At 67.4% G+C, this 19413-nt stretch carries 16 protein-coding genes and 1 pseudogene; 9 read left to right on the forward strand and 8 right to left on the reverse strand.

Features of this window, described 5'->3' with window-relative positions:
• The 4 genes and pseudogenes from IU452_RS18120 to IU452_RS18135 form a co-directional block, all read left to right on the forward strand.
• Positions 1 to 840, forward strand: a pseudogene (locus tag IU452_RS18120) (DNA-directed RNA polymerase subunit beta); the annotation flags it as partial.
• 100 nt (positions 841 to 940) lie between these two features.
• Positions 941 to 4894 (forward strand): DNA-directed RNA polymerase subunit beta', encoded by a 3954-nt coding sequence (locus IU452_RS18125; protein WP_195110271.1) that lies wholly within the window; start codon positions 941 to 943, stop codon positions 4892 to 4894.
• Positions 4895 to 5058: 164 nt separating this feature from the next.
• Positions 5059 to 5499, forward strand: a complete 441-nt coding sequence (locus tag IU452_RS18130) for a hypothetical protein (protein ID WP_195110272.1) — start codon at positions 5059 to 5061, stop codon at positions 5497 to 5499.
• A 128-nt stretch (positions 5500 to 5627) separates the two neighbouring features.
• A complete protein-coding gene (locus tag IU452_RS18135; protein ID WP_195110273.1) occupies positions 5628 to 6695 on the forward strand; it encodes a glycerophosphodiester phosphodiesterase family protein in 1068 nt (355 codons plus the stop codon).
• Positions 6696 to 6716: 21 nt separating this feature from the next.
• On the opposite strand, the gene IU452_RS18140 is transcribed toward IU452_RS18135, so the two are convergent.
• Complete coding sequence (locus IU452_RS18140) at positions 6717 to 7652, reverse strand: EamA family transporter (RefSeq protein ID WP_195110274.1); 936 nt, start codon at positions 7650 to 7652, stop codon at positions 6717 to 6719.
• 38 nt (positions 7653 to 7690) lie between these two features.
• Here IU452_RS18140 and IU452_RS18145 point away from each other — a divergent pair, with 38 nt between their 5' ends.
• The 3 genes from IU452_RS18145 (at position 7691) to IU452_RS18155 (ending at position 10185) form a co-directional block, all read left to right on the forward strand.
• Complete coding sequence (locus IU452_RS18145; protein ID WP_195110275.1) at positions 7691 to 8221, forward strand: CGNR zinc finger domain-containing protein; 531 nt, start codon at positions 7691 to 7693, stop codon at positions 8219 to 8221.
• Positions 8222 to 8464: 243 nt separating this feature from the next.
• A complete protein-coding gene (locus IU452_RS18150) occupies positions 8465 to 9685 on the forward strand; it encodes a Cmx/CmrA family chloramphenicol efflux MFS transporter (RefSeq protein ID WP_195110276.1) in 1221 nt (406 codons plus the stop codon).
• Positions 9686 to 9714: 29 nt separating this feature from the next.
• The gene (locus IU452_RS18155; protein ID WP_195110277.1) at positions 9715 to 10185 is read left to right on the forward strand and encodes a PaaI family thioesterase; all 471 of its coding nucleotides are present in this window, start codon (positions 9715 to 9717) and stop codon (positions 10183 to 10185) included.
• Here the strand turns inward: IU452_RS18155 and IU452_RS18160 are convergent.
• Both IU452_RS18160 and IU452_RS18165 read right to left on the reverse strand, forming a co-directional pair.
• On the reverse strand, positions 10154 to 10807 hold the full coding sequence (locus IU452_RS18160; protein WP_195110278.1) for a hypothetical protein: 654 nt from the start codon (positions 10805 to 10807) through the stop codon (positions 10154 to 10156). The two genes, IU452_RS18155 and IU452_RS18160, sit on opposite strands and share 32 nt — an antisense overlap.
• A gap of 189 nt (positions 10808 to 10996) precedes the next feature.
• On the reverse strand, positions 10997 to 12001 hold the full coding sequence (locus IU452_RS18165; RefSeq protein ID WP_195110279.1) for an aldo/keto reductase: 1005 nt from the start codon (positions 11999 to 12001) through the stop codon (positions 10997 to 10999).
• 101 nt (positions 12002 to 12102) lie between these two features.
• Here IU452_RS18165 and IU452_RS18170 point away from each other — a divergent pair, with 101 nt between their 5' ends.
• The gene (locus IU452_RS18170; RefSeq protein ID WP_195110280.1) at positions 12103 to 12975 is read left to right on the forward strand and encodes a helix-turn-helix transcriptional regulator; all 873 of its coding nucleotides are present in this window, start codon (positions 12103 to 12105) and stop codon (positions 12973 to 12975) included.
• 21 nt (positions 12976 to 12996) lie between these two features.
• On the opposite strand, the gene IU452_RS18175 is transcribed toward IU452_RS18170, so the two are convergent.
• On the reverse strand, positions 12997 to 13308 hold the full coding sequence (locus IU452_RS18175; protein WP_195110281.1) for a GNAT family N-acetyltransferase: 312 nt from the start codon (positions 13306 to 13308) through the stop codon (positions 12997 to 12999).
• Between the two features lie 301 nt (positions 13309 to 13609).
• The gene (locus IU452_RS18180) at positions 13610 to 14086 is read right to left on the reverse strand and encodes a MarR family winged helix-turn-helix transcriptional regulator (RefSeq protein WP_195110282.1); all 477 of its coding nucleotides are present in this window, start codon (positions 14084 to 14086) and stop codon (positions 13610 to 13612) included.
• A 93-nt stretch (positions 14087 to 14179) separates the two neighbouring features.
• Here IU452_RS18180 and IU452_RS18185 point away from each other — a divergent pair, with 93 nt between their 5' ends.
• On the forward strand, positions 14180 to 14794 hold the full coding sequence (locus IU452_RS18185; RefSeq protein WP_195110283.1) for a GTP cyclohydrolase II: 615 nt from the start codon (positions 14180 to 14182) through the stop codon (positions 14792 to 14794).
• 3 nt (positions 14795 to 14797) lie between these two features.
• Here IU452_RS18185 and IU452_RS18190 read toward each other — a convergent pair whose 3' ends face one another.
• Genes IU452_RS18190 through IU452_RS18200 form a run of 3 tightly spaced genes read right to left on the reverse strand, consistent with a single transcriptional unit; the run spans position 14798 to position 19376 of the window.
• Positions 14798 to 15124, reverse strand: coding sequence for an STAS domain-containing protein (locus tag IU452_RS18190; RefSeq protein WP_195110284.1), 327 nt, complete (start codon positions 15122 to 15124; stop codon positions 14798 to 14800).
• Entirely contained in the window at positions 15121 to 19008 is a 3888-nt protein-coding gene (locus IU452_RS18195; protein ID WP_195110285.1) for a SpoIIE family protein phosphatase, read from the reverse strand. The genes IU452_RS18190 and IU452_RS18195 overlap by 4 nt, the downstream gene beginning before the upstream one ends.
• Positions 19005 to 19376 (reverse strand): STAS domain-containing protein, encoded by a 372-nt coding sequence (locus tag IU452_RS18200; protein ID WP_195110286.1) that lies wholly within the window; start codon positions 19374 to 19376, stop codon positions 19005 to 19007. Before IU452_RS18200 ends, IU452_RS18195 begins: the two co-directional genes overlap by 4 nt.
• Between the last annotated feature and the right edge of the window lie 37 nt (positions 19377 to 19413).

The following is a 19413-nucleotide window of genomic DNA, read 5'->3' on the forward strand; positions in this document are numbered from 1 at the left end:
ATCCTCCCGAAGGAGGACATGCCGTTCATGCCCGACGGCACCCCGGTCGACATCATCCTCAACACCCACGGTGTGCCGCGTCGTATGAACATCGGCCAGATCCTGGAGACCCATTTGGGCTGGATCGCCAAGAGCGGCTGGCAGATCGACGGCAATCCGGAGTGGGCGAAGAACCTGCCGGAGGACATGATCGGCCAGCCCGCCGACACCAACATCGCGACCCCGGTGTTCGACGGTGCGCAGGAGGAGGAGCTGACCGGCCTGCTCGGCTCGACGCTCCCCAACCGCGACGGCGAGACCATGGTCAACGAGGACGGTAAGGCGGTCCTGTTCGACGGACGTTCCGGCGAGCCGTTCCCGTACCCGGTGGCGGTCGGCTACATGTACATCCTGAAGCTGCACCACCTGGTCGACGACAAGATCCACGCGCGTTCGACCGGTCCGTACTCGATGATCACCCAGCAGCCGCTCGGTGGTAAGGCGCAGTTCGGTGGTCAGCGCTTCGGTGAGATGGAATGTTGGGCCATGCAGGCCTACGGCGCCGCCTACACCCTGCAGGAACTGCTCACCATCAAGTCCGACGACGTGGTGGGCCGCGTGAAGGTGTACGAGGCGATCGTCAAGGGCGAGAACATCCCCGAGCCGGGCATTCCGGAGTCGTTCAAGGTCTTGCTCAAGGAACTCCAGTCCCTGTGCCTCAACGTCGAGGTGCTGTCTTCGGACGGCGCCGCGATCGAGCTACGGGAAGGCGAGGACGAGGACCTCGAGCGTGCGGCGGCGAACTTGGGAATCAACCTGTCCCGCAACGAGGCTGCGACGGTCGACGACTTGGCGCAGTGAGCCGATTCGGTCCGGGTCACTGGGGAGAACTCGGTGACCCGGGCATTGGAACCAGCGAATTTTGCTCAAAACTCAACCCGAACAGGGGAAAGGAAGTTACGTGCTAGACGTCAACTTCTTCGATGAACTCCGGATCGGCCTGGCCACCGCCGAAGACATCCGCCAGTGGTCCTACGGCGAGGTGAAGAAGCCGGAGACCATCAACTACCGCACGCTCAAGCCGGAGAAGGACGGCTTGTTCTGCGAGAAGATCTTCGGTCCCACCCGGGACTGGGAGTGCTACTGCGGCAAGTACAAGCGCGTGCGCTTCAAGGGCATCATCTGCGAGCGCTGTGGCGTCGAGGTGACGCGCGCCAAGGTGCGTCGTGAGCGGATGGGCCACATCGAACTGGCCGCGCCGGTCACCCACATCTGGTACTTCAAGGGCGTTCCGTCGCGTCTGGGCTACCTGCTGGACCTGGCGCCGAAGGATCTCGAGAAGATCATCTACTTCGCCGCCTACGTCATCACCGCCGTCGACGAGGAGCTGCGTCACAACGAGCTCTCCACGCTCGAGGCGGAGATGGAGGTCGAGAAGAAGGCCGTCGCCGATCAGCGCGACACCGACCTCGAGGCCCGCGCCCAGAAGCTCGAGGCCGACCTGGCCGAGCTGGAGGCCGAGGGTGCCAAGTCCGACGTCCGCCGCAAGGTCAAGGACGGTGGCGAGCGCGAGATGCGCCAGATCCGCGACCGTGCCCAGCGCGAGCTGGACCGGCTCGACGAGATCTGGAGCACCTTCACCAAGCTGGCCCCCAAGCAGCTGATCGTGGACGAGGTGCTCTACCGCGAGCTGCAGGACCGCTACGGCGAATACTTCACCGGCGCAATGGGTGCCGAAGCCATCCAGAAGCTGATGGAGAACTTCGACATCGAGGCCGAGGCCGAGTCGCTGCGCGAGGTCATCCGGACGGGTAAGGGCCAGAAGAAGCTTCGCGCGCTGAAGCGACTGAAGGTCGTGGCCGCGTTCCAGACCAACGGCAACTCGCCGATGGGCATGGTCCTCGACGCCGTTCCGGTGATCCCGCCGGAGCTGCGCCCGATGGTGCAGCTCGACGGTGGCCGCTTCGCGACCTCCGACCTGAACGACCTGTACCGCCGCGTCATCAACCGCAACAACCGCCTCAAGCGACTGATCGATCTGGGTGCGCCCGAGATCATCGTCAACAACGAGAAGCGGATGCTGCAGGAGTCGGTGGACGCCCTGTTCGACAACGGCCGCCGCGGCCGCCCGGTCACCGGTCCGGGCAACCGTCCGCTGAAGTCGCTGTCGGATCTGCTCAAGGGTAAGCAGGGTCGTTTCCGTCAGAACCTGCTCGGTAAGCGCGTCGACTACTCGGGCCGTTCGGTCATCGTCGTCGGTCCGCAGCTGAAGCTGCACCAGTGCGGTCTGCCGAAGCTGATGGCGCTGGAGCTGTTCAAGCCCTTCGTCATGAAGCGGCTGGTCGACCTGAACCACGCGCAGAACATCAAGTCCGCCAAGCGGATGGTCGAGCGGCAGCGGCCGCAGGTGTGGGACGTCCTCGAAGAGGTCATCGCCGAGCACCCCGTGCTGCTGAACCGCGCGCCCACCCTGCACCGGCTGGGTATCCAGGCCTTCGAGCCGCTGCTGGTCGAGGGTAAGGCCATCCAGCTGCACCCGCTGGTCTGTGAGGCGTTCAACGCCGACTTCGACGGTGACCAGATGGCCGTGCACCTGCCGCTGTCGGCGGAGGCGCAGGCCGAGGCCCGCATCCTGATGCTGTCCTCGAACAACATCCTGTCCCCGGCGTCCGGCCGCCCGCTGGCCATGCCGCGTCTGGACATGGTCACCGGTCTGTACTACCTGACCCGCCTGGAAGAGGGCGCCAAGGGTGAGTACAAGCCGGCCACCAAGGACACCCCGGAGTTCGGTGTGTACTCCTCGCCGGCCGAGGCCCAGATGGCCGTCGACCGCGGTGAGCTCACCGTGCGTTCGCGGATCAAGGTGCGTCTGACCGATCAGCGTCCGCCGAAGAACATCGAGGCGGAGCTGTTCCCGGACGGCTGGCGGCACGGCGATGCCTGGACCACCGTGACCACGCTGGGCCGGGTCATCTTCAACGAGCTGCTGCCGGTGGACTACGCGTTCATCGACGAGCAGATGCCGAAGAAGCGGCAGGCCGCGATCATCAACGATCTGGCCGAGCGCTACCCGATGATCGTGGTCGCGCAGACCGTCGACAAGCTCAAGGACGCCGGTTTCTACTGGGCCACCCGCTCCGGTGTCACCGTCTCCATGTCGGACGTTCTGGTTCCGCCGGAGAAGACCGACATCATGGAGCGCTACGAGGCGCAGTCGGATCAGATCGAGAAGAAGTACCAGCGTGGTGCCCTCGATCATCAGGAGCGCAACAACGCCCTGGTCAAGATCTGGCAGGAGGCCACCGAAGAGGTCGGTAAGGCGCTGCGTAACCACTACCCGGCCGACAACCCGATCATCACGATCGTCGACTCGGGTGCCACGGGTAACTTCACCCAGACCCGTACCCTCGCGGGCATGAAGGGTCTGGTGACCAACCCGAAGGGTGAGTTCATCCCGCGGCCGATCAAGTCCTCCTTCCGTGAGGGCCTGACGGTGCTGGAGTACTTCATCAACACCCACGGTGCGCGAAAGGGTCTGGCCGACACCGCGCTTCGCACCGCCGACTCGGGTTACCTGACCCGTCGTCTGGTGGACGTGTCGCAGGACGTCATCGTCCGCGAGGAGGACTGCGGCACCGAGCGCGGTATCACCGTGCACATCGCGGAGAAGATGCCCGACGGCACCCTCATCCGCGACCCGCACGTGGAGACCAGCACCTACGCCCGCACCGCGGCCATCGACATCGTCGACGCCAAGGGCAATGTCATCGTCGAGAAGGGTCACGACATCGGCGACCCGGCCATCGATGCGCTGCTCGAGGCGGGTGTCACCGAGGTCAAGGTGCGTTCGGTGCTGACCTGCACCTCGGCCACCGGTGTGTGTGCCATGTGCTACGGCCGCTCGATGGCGACCGGCAAGCTCGTGGACGTCGGTGAAGCGGTGGGTATTGTGGCCGCCCAGTCCATCGGTGAGCCCGGTACCCAGCTGACCATGCGTACCTTCCACCAGGGTGGTGTCGCCGGTGACGACATCACCGGTGGTCTGCCCCGTGTGCAGGAGCTGTTCGAGGCCCGTGTGCCCAAGGGCAAGGCCCCCATCGCGGAGGTCTCGGGTCGCGTGCGGCTCGAGGACGACGACCGCTTCTACAAGATCACGATCATTCCGGACGACGGTTCGGAGGAAGTGCTCTACGACAAGCTGTCGAAGCGTCAGCGGCTGCGGGTGTTCAAGCACGAGGACGGCACCGAGCGCCTGCTCGCCGACGGTGACCACGTCGAGGTCGGCCAGCAGCTGCTGGAGGGTTCGGCGGATCCGCACGAGGTGCTGCGCGTGATGGGCCCGCGTCAGGTGCAGGTCCACCTGGTCCACGAGGTCCAGGAGGTGTACCGGTCGCAGGGTGTGTCCATCCACGACAAGCACATCGAGGTCATCGTCCGCCAGATGCTGCGTCGCGTCACGATCATCGACTCGGGTGCGACGGAGTTCCTGCCCGGTTCGCTGGTCGAGCGCGCCGAGTTCGAGGCCTCGAACCGTCGCGTGGTGGCCGAGGGCGGCGAGCCCGCCTCGGGTCGCCCGGTCCTGATGGGTATCACCAAGGCCTCGCTGGCCACCGACTCGTGGCTGTCGGCGGCGTCCTTCCAGGAAACGACTCGTGTCTTGACGGACGCGGCCATCAACTGCCGCTCCGACAAGCTGATCGGCCTGAAGGAAAACGTCATCATCGGCAAGCTGATCCCGGCCGGTACCGGCATCAACCGCTACCGCAACATCCAGGTCCAGCCCACCGAGGAGGCCCGCGCCGCCGCCTACGCCGTCCCGTCCTACGACGACACCTACTACACCCCGGACGGCTTCGGCCAGACAACCGGTGCAGCGGTGCCACTGGACGACTACGGCTTCAGCGACTACCGGTAATCGGTAGGTAGCCAACCACTTTCGGCCCTCGCTCCGAGCTTCGGAGCGGGGGCCGAAGTGCTTCTATGGAGTGTCGCCTTCTGGCAGGTTGTCGGTGCCCGTAGCTAGAGTCCTACTGCCGGGGCGGTCCCGCCGTCGGCGCCGATACATAGGGGGATCAACGGATGAACGACGCAACACACGAAAACCGTTTGCGCGGGCTCGAGACCTTCGCCCAGACCACCGCAGTCGACATCGCCGACATCAAGACCACACTCGGCCAGCACACGCAGATGTTGGGGCAGCACACGGAGATGCTGGGCCACCACACGGAGATGCTGGGCCAGCACACGGAAATGCTGGAGCAGCACACGGAGATGCTGATCGAACTCAAACAGGTCGGCGATGCTCGGCATGCGGCGGCGATGGGCAAGCTAGCCGAACTCGAGCAGGTCGGCGATGCTCGGCATGCGGCGACGATGGGCAAGCTAGCCGAACTCGAGCAGGTCGGCGATGCTCGGCATGCGGCGACGATGGGCAAGCTAGCCGAACTCGAGCGGATCGGCGACGCACGTCATACGGCGACAACGACCATGCTTCAAGCGGTGCTCGACAGACTGTCCTGAGGTCGGTCGAATGCTCTCGGCCCCTGCGCTGACCGGGCGTAGGGGCCTGGGCATAGGCGGAGTGTGAGCTCGGCGGCTGTTCATTCTTGCGTCACTGGGGTGTGGATGATGTGCGGCAGGATGGGAGCATGCGCCGAGGGCATGGGACAGGTGTGGTGGCGTTGGTGGTGGCGGGGGTTGTGGCCGCCGGGGTGATCCCTGCGGCGGCGGATGGAGTGCGGCAGTTCGATCTGCAGGCGCATCGGGGTGGGTTGGCGTTGGTGGTTGAGAATACGTTGGCTGCCTTTGCTAATGCGGTGGAGGTTGGGGTGAGCACATTGGAGTTGGATGTGCAGATCACCGGCGATGGGTATGCGGTGGTTACTCATGATCGGGATCCGAGTCCGGCCAAGTGTGTGGATACGGCACCGGCGTTTCCTGGCGATCCGAAGTTTCCGTATGTCCCTGGCGCGACCTATATTCGGGATCTGACGCTGGCGCAGGTGCGCACTATCGACTGTGGTTCCAAACAATTGGACGGATACCCCGAGCAGCGGACTGTGCCTGGAGCGCGAATGCCGCTGCTGTCGGAGGTTTTCGATCTGGTGCGCGAATACCGGGCCGACGGGGTGATGTTGAATATCGAAACCAAGGTCGAGGCCGGGGCTCCCGAACAGACCGCTCCCCGTGAGCAATTCGTGGACGTGGTCGCCTCTGAAGTGCGTCGAGCGGGGATGGAACACCGCGTCACCATCCAGAGTTTCGACTGGGGTGCCTTGATGCGCATGCGGGAGGTGGCTCCCGAACTCCCGATCGTCGCCCTCACCAATGGCCAACAGTTCCTCCGCGCAGGCGAACCCGGACCCTCTCCCTGGCTGGGCGGAATAGACATCGACGACTTCCCTGGCACCTTGCAGGAGAAGTACGTCGCCGCAGCCGCATCCTTCGGCGCCGACGCCGTATCCCCCGTGCACGGCGATCCCCAGAACGCAACCGTCGACACCCCCGGCTACCGCCCGTTCACCACGCCCGAGCTGGTCCGAGCCGCACACGCTCGCGGGATGCGCGTGGTGCCGTGGACGATCGACGACCGCCCGACGATGACCACCCTGCTGGACCTCGGCGTAGACGGCATGATCACCAACCGTCCGGACCTGCTCCGCACGGTCCTCTCCGATCGCGGCTGCCCACTCCCGCCCGCCTACCGACGCCCGTGACCGGCGCCCCACGCGGCTCGGTTACCGGGTCTGTTCGCCTAGGCGGACGGTTACGACGCCGATGAGAATCAGTGCGCCGCCGAGCAGTTGGATGGGCCTGGGCGTTTCGCCCAGCAGCATCCACGCGAAAAGTATGGCGGCAAGGACCTCGGTCAGCGCGACGAACGAGGCCAGGCGCGAGCCGAGCAATCGCGTGGCGGCGATGCCGGAGACGTAGGCGAGCGCGGCGGTGACGACCCCGAGGGCGAGCAGCGGCGGCCACCACGATGTGGTGAAACCGGCGAAGACGACCGGCCGCGCCGTGACCCGCAGCGGCACGATACCGACGAAGCCGGCCAGCAGAATGGTCAGACCGCCGAGCAGCAGGCCGCCCGTGGCGAGCACCGTACCGGGAACGGTATCCGTGCCGCGGGCCGAAAGCAGGAAATACGTTGCCGCGCCGAGCATCGCGGCGACGGCCCAGGCGATGCCGATGCCGCTCGTGCTGACCCCGGAGAGCAGATCCAGGACCAGAAACAGGCCCGCGATTCCCAGCACCGCGCCGAGAATCGTTGCGCTGGTGGGTCGTTGGCCGTGGCATAGCCAGAGCCAGCCCACTACCGCGATGGGGGCGGTGTATTCGATCAACAGGGCCGCGCCGACCGTCATGTGCGCGACCGCATTGAAGTACGCCAATTGAGTGCCCGCAACGGCGGCCAGGCCGTAGGCGACGATCAGGGGAGCATTGCGGCGCAACAGGTCCCAGTCTCCGCGCAGTTGTCGCAGCGCTATCGGCAGCAGTACGACACCGCCGAGCAGCACGCGCACGGCGACGACGGCGGCGGGACTCCAGCCCGCATTCATCAGGCCGCGTGCCAGCGCGCCGGACAGGCCGAAGGACGATGCCGACAGCAGGGCGAAGAGCAGGCCGGTGCGCAGCCGGCTCGGTGTCGAGATGTCATGAGTCATCGTCCCCATGACCCATGACGCTAAGCGGTTGGGGGTAATATGTCAATATGTCTTTTGCTCATGACACGGTTGCGGCGCTGGCCGCGGCGGTCGAGCTGGTCAATTCGGCGGAAGAGCCGGATGCCATCACCGAGATCGCGCAGCTGGACGAGTTTTTCGTCAGGCATGGCTACACCGGCGCACGCGCCCGCGACGCCGAGGAGTTGACGGCCGTGCGTGCCTTGCGCGCGCCCCTGCGCCGGCTTCTCACCAGCGACCGCGACAGCGCGGTCGGGCTGGTGAACGAGATTCTCGCCGAGCATCGGGCGGTGCCCCAACTGGTCCGGCACGACGACCTCGACTACCACGTCCACGCGGTCCCGTCCGACGCTCCGCTGCCCGTCCGCATCGCGGTGGAAACCGCCATGGCCATGATCGACCTGATCCGGGAGGACGAACTGAGCCGCCTGTCGATCTGCGCCGACGAATCCTGCGAGGGCATCGTCCTGGACATGTCCCGCAACCGCTCCCGCCGCTACTGCAGCATCGCCTGCGGCAACCGCAACGCCGTCGCCGCCTACCGGGCTCGCCGCAGGTGAGCGTCACCTGCGAAATCGAGTTGAGCCGGGCCCGGAGGCCGGTGTTAGGGTAGCGGTCATGTTCTCCCCGGAGGCTTCCAGACGCTAGCCGTCGGGTGCGTTGCACCCTGACGGCCTTCGAGCGTGACAACCCTTGCCACCGAATGACTTCGGTGTCGTTGTGCTGCCGTCGGCTGTCGGTCCTCCTGCCCCTGGCCTTGTGCCGGGCGGTAAGTCCTTGCTGTACGAAGCTTTCGGAGAGATATGCCAGTCGTGGTATTCGTCCTGGCTGCTGCGGTTTTCGCGCAGGGGACGTCGGAATTCATGTTCTCGGGCCTGCTTGCACCCATTGCCGCCGATATCGGTGTGTCGATCGGTGCGGCGGGCCTGCTGACCTCGTTGTTCGCCCTCGGAATGATCATCGGCGCACCGCTGATGGCAATGACTGCGGGCCGCTGGTCGACGCGCCGGGCGCTGGCCGGGTTTCTGCTGGCCTTTCTCGCTGCGCACGTCATAGGGGCGTGCACAACGTCATTCGCGATACTGCTGATCACCCGCGCGGTGGCCGCGATCGCCAATGCCGGATTTCTCGCCGTCACACTCGCGGCGCTGCCCGCTCTGGTCGGGAACGCCCGGGTCGGCAGGGCAACCTCGAGCGTGCTGGCCGGGGTGACCCTGGCCTGCATCGTCGGCGTCCCCGCCGGCACGCTGCTCGGCCAGATCTGGGGCTGGCAGTCCGCGCTGTGGGCGGTCGTCGTGGTCGGATTGCCCGCGCTGGCCGCTACCTGGCGCCTCGTCCCGCCGACCGGATCGCCGGGTGGGGCCGAGTCGGCTCTCGACCCGCTCCGGCACGAGTGGCGCGCTCTGGGCGACCGTGCGGTGCGCACCGTCCTGTGCTGCGGGGCGTTGGTGAACGGTGCGACCTTCGCGGCCTTCACCTATCTCGGCGTTCTCGTCACCGATGCCGGGCATGCTGCGCCGCAGTGGATTCCGGTAGCTTTGGCGCTGTTCGGCATCGGCTCGTTCCTCGGCGTCACCGCGGCGGGTCGCTACGCCGACCGGTACGCCCACCCCATCGTCACCGTCGGTGCGGGAGCGCTCGTTCCGGTGTGGGTCGCCACGGCGTGTGCGGCCCGATGGCTGCCGAGCCTGCTCGCCATGACCCTCGTTGCGGGCGTTGTCTCGTTCGCGGTCGGATCCACGGTGATCGGCCTGATCGTCCGGACCGCTGCGGCCACCGCCCCGCGGCTCGGTGGAGCGATGGCGACCACCGCGTTCAATGTCGGTGCCGCCGTCGGTCCGGCGGCGGCGGGACTTGCGATCGGCGCGGCCGGTGCCGCGACGGCGGCCGTCTGGATCAGTGCCGTTCTGTCGTCCGTCGCGGCGGTGACGATCCTGCTCGCTCGGCGCAGGCAACGGCGCGAAGTGCACGACGGCACCGACCGTCCCGTGGACAACACCGTCCGCGCGGGGTATGAAAATTAGAACTTGTTTCAATTCCGACGGGAGTGGTGATGGACGACGCGGCGCTGGGTGACATGGTGATGGCCGGGTTCAAGAAGCTGGGCTTCATCCGGTTCGCGGGGATCGAGGGGGCGGACTATCGGGCCGGACGCAATGTGGTGACCATGGTGCCCAAGCCGGAACATCTCAACCACAACGGGGATCTGCACGCGGCGATGTTGTTCGGACTGGCGGAGACCGCGGCGATGGGGGCGTCGGTGTCCGGGATCGTCGACCTGATGGGGGAGACGTTCATCGTGGCCCGCGACGGCCGGATCGAATACCGGGCCCGTGCCAAGGGGGAGGCGGGTCCGTTCGCGGCTACCTCGGAATTGACTGCGGCGGAGGTCGATCGGATGCGCGCCGAGATTCGCGCGCGCAATCCGATCGAGCTCGCGGTGCCGGTCGATATTACCGACGGCACCGGAAAGACGGTCGCCGCGGCGACTTTCACCGCGGTAATACGCCCCCGGAGGCAATGAAGCTGTTCACCGACTGGAGCGCGGTGTCCAGGGCGGGCTGGCCGCCGCTGGCGTAAAGCCCTGCGGCGCCGCCGATCAGCCCGCCGAGCACGGTGGTGATCGGGACGGTGATGAAGTCCAGGACGAACAGGCCCGCGGGGAATCCGACCACGAATCCGATGGCCGCGCCGATCGCCGCGCCCGTTGCCACGGCGGGCAGGTTGGCCTGTACGACATCGAACAGCCTTTGCTGGGCGTCGATATCGCGCAGCGGTGTCGAGGTTTGGGCGGCCGGCGTCAGTGTCAGGCGCCGGCCCGCCTCCTCGATGGTGGGTGTGAGCTCGATGCGCTTACCGGCGATGTCGTAGCGCAACGGCACGCTCGCGATCATCTGTCCCGAATCATCTGTCACCGCAATGGATTCCGCATCCCACGTGGCCAGGAACCGCCCTGCCTGAAGAGTGCTCACCGCAGCCCTGCTGTCCGGGGTCAATCCCACCTGATACCCGACCCCGTGATCGGTGCCGTTCACCCCGAGCCCGGGCCGCTCGGCAGGCACCGGATCCGCCCCCGCCACACCCGCGGTCACCGTCGTCGCGCTCAGGCAGAGCACAGCTGTCGCAATGGCTTTCGTGATCCTCATCAACACTTCTCTCCCATAGCAATTTCGGACGAACCTACCGGCTGCCACCCGCCAGCAGAAGAGTTGCTGCACGGCGCATATGGGCAATGAGGCCCCGTCGCCCGGCCTGGCGGCCGGGCGACGGGGATGCGGAGTTGTGCGCGCGGGGAGGTGGAGATATTCCCTGTCGTGGGGGCTCTCCCTCAGGGCTCACCGCTCGCTGTCGAGCATTGCCATCTGTGCGGCGTCGTATCGGCCGCCCGCGACCTGGTCGGCGGGGACCGCGGATTCGATTGCCGCCAGTTCCTCGTCCGAGAGCTCGATCGCCAGGGCGCCGACCGCTTCCGTCCAGCGGTGGGGGCGGCGGGCGCCGATGATCGGGACGATGTCGGTGCCTCGGGCGAGGACCCACGCGATCGCCAGTTGGGCGACGGTGACGTCGTGCTGCTCGGCGATGGCTGCCAGCGCCTCGACCAGACGCAGGTTGGCGGTCAGGTTCTCGCCCTGGAAGCGGGGGCTGTGCGCGCGGAAATCGGTGGCCTCGAAGGCGGCGCCGCGGCGCAGCGAATCGCTGAGCAGGCCGCGCGACAGCACACCGTAGGCCGTGATGCCGATGCCGAGCTCGCGCGCGGTCGGCAGGATCTGCGCCTCGATACCGCGCGAGATCAGCGAGTACTCGATCTGCAGATCCGCGATCGGATGCACCGCAGCGGCCCGCCGCAGGGTCGGGGCACCCACCTCGGACAGGCCGATGTGCCGCACATATCCGGCCTCGACCAGCTCCGCGATGGCCCCGACGGTGTCCTCGATCGGCACGGCCGGATCCAGGCGGGCGGGCCGGTAGATGTCGATGTAGTCGACGCCCAGCCGTTGCAGCGAGTACGCGAGGAAATTGCGCACCGCCTCGGGCCGGGTGTCGACACCGCCGAAGCTGCCGTCCGGCCCGCGCAGGGCCCCGAACTTCACGCTGAGCAGATAGTCCTCGCGCTTGCGATCGGCGAGGGCGCGGTGAATAAGGGCCTCGTTGTGGCCCATCCCGTAGAAATCGCCGGTATCGATCAGATTCGCGCCCGAATCGAGGGCGGCGTGGATGGTGGCGACCGATTCGGCCTCGTCGGCCTGTCCGTACATGCCCGACATGCCCATCGCGCCGAGCCCGAGGCGGCTCACCTGCGGTCCGGCGGCTCCCAGCTGCACTTTCTCGATATTCGTCATACCTGGAATCCTGCGCCTCGCTCCCAGGATGCGGGAGAGATCGTTCATCGGGGGATCGGCGATCCCTGGCTGCGCGTCCGCCGCTGGAGCAGAGTGGGGGCATGGACCGCGACGAACTCGCCGATTTCCTGCGCCGCCGCCGCGAACAACTGCAGCCGTCGGAGGTGGGCCTGTTGCCGGGCAACCGCCGGCGCACTCCCGGCCTGCGCCGCGACGAGGTGGCCCTGCTCGCGGGCATGTCGACCGACTACTACACCCGCCTCGAACAGTCCCGGGGCCCGCGCCCGTCGGTCCAGGTGCTGAGTTCGCTGGCCCGCGCCCTGCGGCTGACCGACGACGAACGCGACCACCTCTACCACCTGTGCGGCCACCCCGCACCGGCCCGCGGCGGCGGCGACCGGCATGTCGGCCCCGGGCTGCTCTACCTGCTGAACACGCTCGACGACACTCCGGCCTGCGTGGTCTCGGATCTGGGCGAGATCCTGGTGCAGAACCGGATGCACATCATCCTGATGGGCGACGCCTCCGGCCATACCGGCCTGGACCGCTACCTGATGTGGCGGTGGTTCACCCACCCGCAGGAGCGCACCAAATTCCCCGACGCGGACTGGGACCGCCTGACCCGCAAACACGTTGCCGATCTGCGCGCCACGGCCGCCCGCCGCGCGGGCGACGCCGATGTCACCGAACTGGTCGCCCGGCTACGCGCCACCAGCCCCGAATTCGAGAGGTTGTGGACCGAACACGAAGTGGCCGTTCGGGTCACCGACGCCAAACGAGTCGACCACCCCCAGGTCGGCCTGCTGGACCTGGTCTGCGAAACCCTGCTCACCCCGAACGCGGCACAGAACCTGCTGGTCTACTACCCACGCCCGGGCACCGACGCCCAGGAGAAACTGGATCTGTTGCGAGTCATCGGCACCCAGTCCATGCCCACCGGTGAGATTCCGGCGAAGAGCGCGCCGGAATCGTGAAGGTGGCGTACCGCGGCCGACTCACCTCTGAATACCCTTGCCCACCACGTGCTCGTCGTATTCCGGGTGCTTGTCCAGCCAGCCCTTGATGAACGGGCAGCGCGCCACGATAACCCGCCCGCGCGCGACCGCATCCTCGATCGCGTCGTGTGCCAGCGCGCCGCCGAGGCCCTTCCCGCTGTATTCGGTGTCGACCTCGGTGTGGATGAAGACGGTGTCGCTGTCGCGTTCCCGGTATTCGGCGAAGCCGGCCAGCTTGTCCCCGTACCACACCTCGTAGCGGTGTTGGGCGTCGTTGCGGACGACGGCTGCGGTCACAGCCTGCTCGGTCATGGTTCAGTTCTCCTTCCGCGCCCGCACCGGATGCCTGCTCATGATCGACACGCGATTGAATGCACCGATGGTCGTCGCAACCCAGATGACGACGGATACCTGCTCATCCGACATGTGTTGTCGCGCAAGAGCATACTCACGCTCCGGCCGCCACCGCGGTGCGGACCGCGAGCGCCACCCTGTTGAGGGCGTGGAACGGCTCGGGGCTCTGCTCATCGATCCAGACGCGGGCATCGGGGAGAGATGTTTGCATAGCGGACGCATCGTAACCGGGCTCCGATGCTCCTGTGGCGCAAGTAATTCAGTGCTCGCCGCGTAGCCGCCGGATAACCTCGCTCAAACCATCGGCGATGGCGCTGAGTTGCTCGGCGGTCAGGACATCGAGGAACATCTCGCGCACGGCGGCGGCATGTCCGGGGGCCGCCTGATCCAGCCGGTGCCGTCCGGCCTCGGTCAGCACCGCATACACCGCGCGCATATCGGTGGTGCAGGACCGCCGGCGCACCAATCCGGCCTGTTGCAGCCGATCGATCTGATAGGTGAGTTTGCTCTTGGAGTTGAGCAGCGTCGCGGCCAGCTCGCTCATGCGCAGCTCGTGTTCGGGCGCGGCCGCCAGCCGGGCCAGGATCTCGTACTGCAGGTGCGAGAGTCCGGCATCGCGTTCCAGTCGCCGGTCCAGTCGCCGGCTCAGCAGATTCGCGGACGCCAGGTAGGCCAGCCAGGCGCGCTGTTCCTTGTCGTTCAGCTCCTTTTCGTTCAGCCGGCGCGGAACGCTCATGATGCGAGGCTACCGTCCGTTGTTCTGAATGGAATAACTTTACGATTCACTGGGTTCAAATTTGAACCATGTGACCCGGACAACGGAGCAGCCATGACACAGACGGCCGCGGTGCGTACCCGCGTGCGCATTCCGCTCAGCTTCGGCGACGGCTACTCGACCGCTGCCGAGGCTGTCACCTTCGACGGACTCGCCGACGGCAAGGAACATCTCGCCCTGATCCTGGGCGAGTGGTCCCTCGGGTCCACGCCGCTGGTGCGGCTGCATTCGGAATGCCTGACCGGGGACGTCTTCGGATCGGCCCGCTGCGACTGCGGCCCGCAACTGCGCGAGTCGGTCGAGCGCATCACCGAGGCCGGCGGCGTGCTGCTGTATCTGCGTCAGGAGGGCCGCGACATCGGCCTGTACAACAAGCTCGACGCCTACGCCCTGCAGGATGTGGGCCTGGACACCTATCAGGCCAATACCGCCCTGGGCCTGCCCGAGGACGGGCGCGACTACGGCGCGGCCGCGCAGATGCTGACCGCGCTCGGCATCACCGAAATCGACCTGCTCACCAACAATCCGGACAAGCCGCGCCAGCTGCGCGCCTTCGGCGTCGCCGTGCGCGCCACGATGCCGACCGGTGTCCACGCCACCGCGAGCAACCTGCGCTATCTGCGGGCCAAGGCCGAGCACACCGGCCACACCATCCGGTTGATCGGCTGAGTGTCAGTCCCCGAGCGAGCGAACGGCGGTGGCCGCGTCGGCGTGGAAGGGCAGGTGGACCAGTTCGGCCGCCCGGCGAATGGGACTGCCCGGCGCCAGAACCAGCACCACCGCATCGTCGGCGAGCAGCCGGTCCAGCGCGGCGAATCCCGCGCTGTCGAGATATCCGAGGTGGCTCAGTTCCAGCACCAGCGGCCGCGGGCCCGGCAGTGCGGCAACCGATTCGGCGAAGTCGTGGGCGTTGGTGACGTCGACCTCGCCGCTGACGGCCACGTGCGGTGGCGCGGCGCCGAGCCGGTCGGTATGTAGTTCGAAGGCGGCTCGGGTCATCTGTGAACTCCGTTCGCCGGGGACGAGGATGCGGGTGGATCGTCGAACCGCAGGGTGATCCGGGTTCCCCGGGCCGTCCTGACGGTGTCGACGTGATCGGCGAGTCCATTGATGAGTGTGAGCCCGCGGCCGCGTTGCGCGTTGCGGTGACTCGCCGACGAATCACGCCACCAGCGACCGGAGTCGCCGATGGTGACGGTGATGCCATCGAGGTGCCGGAACGCCTCGATCGAGACGGTGGCCTGCCGATCCGAGTGAGCGTGTTCGATCGCATTGGTGACCGCCTCGCCCACGGCCAGCAAAATGTCGTGCTGCCGGTGCGTTTCGTACCCGATGGTGCTCAGCCACTGCCGCAGCCGATCTCGGACCTGCGGGACCTGCGCCGGTTCGGCGGGGAAGGCGGTGGCGAGGCTGTGCTGAGTGGAGTGGGTGGTGCGGACCGCGAGCAGCGCCACGTCATCGGTGTAGCCGCCGGGCGGGGCCATGCGGTCGAGCAGTTCGGCGCAGACCGCACCGACCGGCAGATGTGAACAGGAGGCCACGGCCTCGCGCAGCCGCTCGAAGCCCTCGTCGAGGGTTTCGTCCGGGCGCTCGATCAGGCCGTCGGTGTAGAGCAGGACGAGACTTCCCGGAGGCAGCCGGGCGTGCCCGGCGGGCTCGGCTCCGCAACCACGCCAGGCCGCCAGCGGGGGACGGCGGCCCGCGGCGAGGAAATTCGCGCTGCCGTCCGGCGTGAGCAGCAGCGGGTACGGATGACCGGCGCCGATGTAATCGATCGAACCCGCCTGCGAATCCAGGACCGCGTAGGTGACGGTGGCGCAGCGGGCACCGGAGACGGTGGCCGCGTAGCGGTCCAGCGTGTCGAGGACGGTGGCCGGATCGGCGGCGGTCAGGGCGGTGGCGGCCAGTGCCGCCCGCAGCCTGCTCATCACGATCGCGGCGGGCAGCCCGTGCCCGACGACGTCGCCCACCGAGATCCCGAGCCGTCCCGGCTGGTCCAGCGGCGTCACCAGATACCAATCGCCGCCCACGCGCATGGCCTCACCGGCCGGTTGGTACACCGCCGAGACGACCGCGCTGGTCGAGCGGCGGTCCAGATCGAGCAGGTGCTCTTGGAAGGACACGGCGATGCGGTGTTCGCGCGCCAGCACCTGGACGCGGGTCAGGGCCGTCTCGGTCATCTCGGCCGTTCGGGCGAGGATGTCGAGATCGGTGTGGCCGAAGGGCCGGGCGTCCGACCACAGCAGTGTGAGGGCGCCGAAGACCCGGTTCGCCCCGTCGCGCAGCGGGTGGATCACCAGTGCCCGCAGGTAATGAGAGGTGTCCTCGGCGAAGCGGCGATATCGGGAGTCGAGGGTTGCGAGGTCGGTGACGATCGAGGGCCGGCCGGTCCGGATGACGTCCACGACCGGCACGGGCGCGTCCAGATCCAACAGGTGGTAGCGGTCGCGCAGTTCGGTGGGGACCGCGCCCGCGTATTCGATACGGATCCGGTCGGTTTCGCTGTCGAGTACCGCGATCGCCGCCGCGGCGGCATGGGCGGAACCGATCGGGGAGTCCAGCAGCGCGGCGAGGATTCCGGCGACGGTATCGGTCGCCTGCAGGGCGGCGTCGAGCTGGGCCAGCGCCGTCTCGCGCAGGACGTCCGCGTCGCGGCGGCGGCGACCGGCTCGTTCGCGGGCGGCCGCGGCCAGCCGGGCCGCCACTCGATCGATCAACTCCTGAGAGGCGAACGGTTTGGGCAGATAGTCGTCGGCGCCGTGGGCGAAACCCTCACTGGCCGACTCGCTTCCGGCACGGGCCGACAGCATCAGCACCGGAATCGACGCCGACACCGGATCGGCACGCAGCGCGGTGACGAATTCGAATCCGGTCAGCCCGGGCATCATCACATCGGTGACGATGACGTCGGGGCGGCGTTCGCGCACGGCCCGCAGCGCGGATTCGCCGTCGGCGGCCAGCAGCGTATCCCAGCGCGTCGACAGGATCCGGTCCAGGTGATGGCGCATATCGGCGTTGTCGTCGGCGATCAGGACGAGCGCCCGGTTGTCCCCGTCGCCGGATATCGGGTGCCCGCTCGACTCGGAGGCCGGAACCAGCCATTGACCGGCCTCGGTGACGTACGGATTGTTGCGGTCGACCGGTGCGGGCGAGTGGTGAACCGGCACGGCGGCCAGCGAATTCGGCAGCCGGATGGTCACCGTGGTGCCACGGTCGAGTTCGCTGTCGATTTCGATCCTGCCGTGCTGCAATTCGACCAGGCCGCGCACCAGCGCCAGTCCGATACCGGTGCCCTCCACGCTGCGGCCGTGGGCATTGTCGGCACGGTAGAACCGGTGGAACAGCCGATCCAGATCCCGGCGCGCGATACCGATCCCGGTGTCCTGCACGGTGATTCGGCAGCCGTCGGCCTCCGACCGCACCCGGACCCGGATCGAGCCGTGGAAGGTGAATTTCACCGCATTGGACAGCAGGTTCAGCACGATCGTCTCCCACATGGCGGTGTCGATATCCGCCAGTGCGGGATGACAATCCAGGATCAACTCGAGCCCCGCGCGCTGGCACAGCTCGCTGAATGAGGAGGCGATGTGCGCCGTCAGCGCGCCCACATCGGTACACACCGGCCGGGCGGTCGCGCGCCCGGCCTCGATCCGGGAGAAATCGAGCAGCGAATCCACCAGGCGCAGCAGCCGACCGGCGTTGCGCCGGGCGGTACTCAGCCGCTCGGCCAGCACCGGATCGTCGTCCACCTCGGCCAGTGCGTCGTCGAGCGGGCCGAGCAGCAGCGTCAGCGGCGTCCGGAATTCGTGGCTGACATTGGTGAGGAAGGTGGTTTTGGCGCGATCGAGTTCGGCGAGTGCGTCGGCGCGATGACGTTGCTGTTCATAGGAGACCGCGGCGGCGAAGGCCGACGACAGCTGGTCGGCGAGCAGCCGGCAGAAGCCGCGATACTGGGCGTCGAGCGGGCGCCGGGGGCTGGTGCCGATCACCACCGCGCCGATCACCGCCCCGTCGCCCAGCGGCAGGACGAGTGCCTGCTCCGGGCAGTTGTGCGGGAGAACCTCGGTGATGCGCGGGATCACCGCGGGCAGGTCCTCGATCGTCGCCACGGTCGAGCGCGACCACTGCGCCGGATCCCAGGCCGTCAGTTGGGCAACCGATTCCGGGAGCAGAGCCCGCACCGCGGGGGTCGCTCCGCGCAGCGTGATGTCGTGCGAGTGCGGATCCTCGACGTAGACGGCGATGAACGGCAGGTCGGCCGACTGCTGGGCACAGACCGTCACCGCGGCCTGCACGGCGTCGTCGACGGCGCGCGTGTCCATCACCGCGCTGGCGACCGCGTTGAGCGCGTGCAGGCGGCGCTCGCTCAACACCCGTTCGGTGGTTTCGGCGACCGCGCAGAAGATCCCGTACACCGCGCCGTCACTGTGGATCAGCGGGCTGTAGCTGAAGGTGAAGTACCGCTCCTCGGGGCGGCCCGCGGTCTGCACCGGCAGCATCAGATCGTTCGACCAGGTGGCCTGGCCGGTGGCGATGACACCGGCGATCATCGGCTGGATCGAATCCCAGATGTCCCACCACACCTCGCCCGCACTCTTACCGAGCGCTTCGGGGTGTTTGTCGCCGAGGATGGGGAGGTAGGCGTCGTTGTAGATCTGATAGAGCTCGGCCGCTCCGATCCAGAGCACGATCGGGAACTTCGAGGTGAGCGCCGCGGCCACGATCGAACGCAATTCTGTCGGCCAGGTGTGCAGGGATCCCAGCGGATGTGTCGACCAGTCGAAAGCGCCGAAGCGGCGGCCCATTTCACCGCCCAGGGCGAGCGCGGCGGCCAGGTCGGCGGGTATCGCCGGACCGTCGCGGTGCGCCCCTGCCGCGCTCATGGCTGCTTCTCGGGGTCCTCGGTTCGCAGCGCCTGCTCGAGTGTGGGGAACACCGACAGCACACTGTCCAGGTTCGTCACCTGGATCGGGCGTACCACCCGGGGAGTGTCGGCCACCAGCCGTACCGTCGTTCCCGTGGCCAGGCCCTGCTCGTGGCACTCCAGTGCGGCGTTGAGGCCTGCACTGCCGAAATAGGTCACCTCCTGCAGGTCGACCACCAGCAGGCGGCTCGGGTGCGCCGAGGCGAGTTCCAGCGCTGTCGTCAGCCGCTCGGCGAGAATCCGGACGGTGCTGATGTCCACGTCACCGACGGCGCGCACGATCACCGCATCGTCGCCGACCTCGTGGTCGACCGTCAAACGTCTCACCTGGACCCGCCTCGGTCTTCGAATTGTTCGTTGCCGT

The sequence above is a fragment of the Nocardia transvalensis genome (assembly GCF_015477765.1).
Lineage (GTDB): Bacteria > Actinomycetota > Actinomycetes > Mycobacteriales > Mycobacteriaceae > Nocardia > Nocardia transvalensis_A.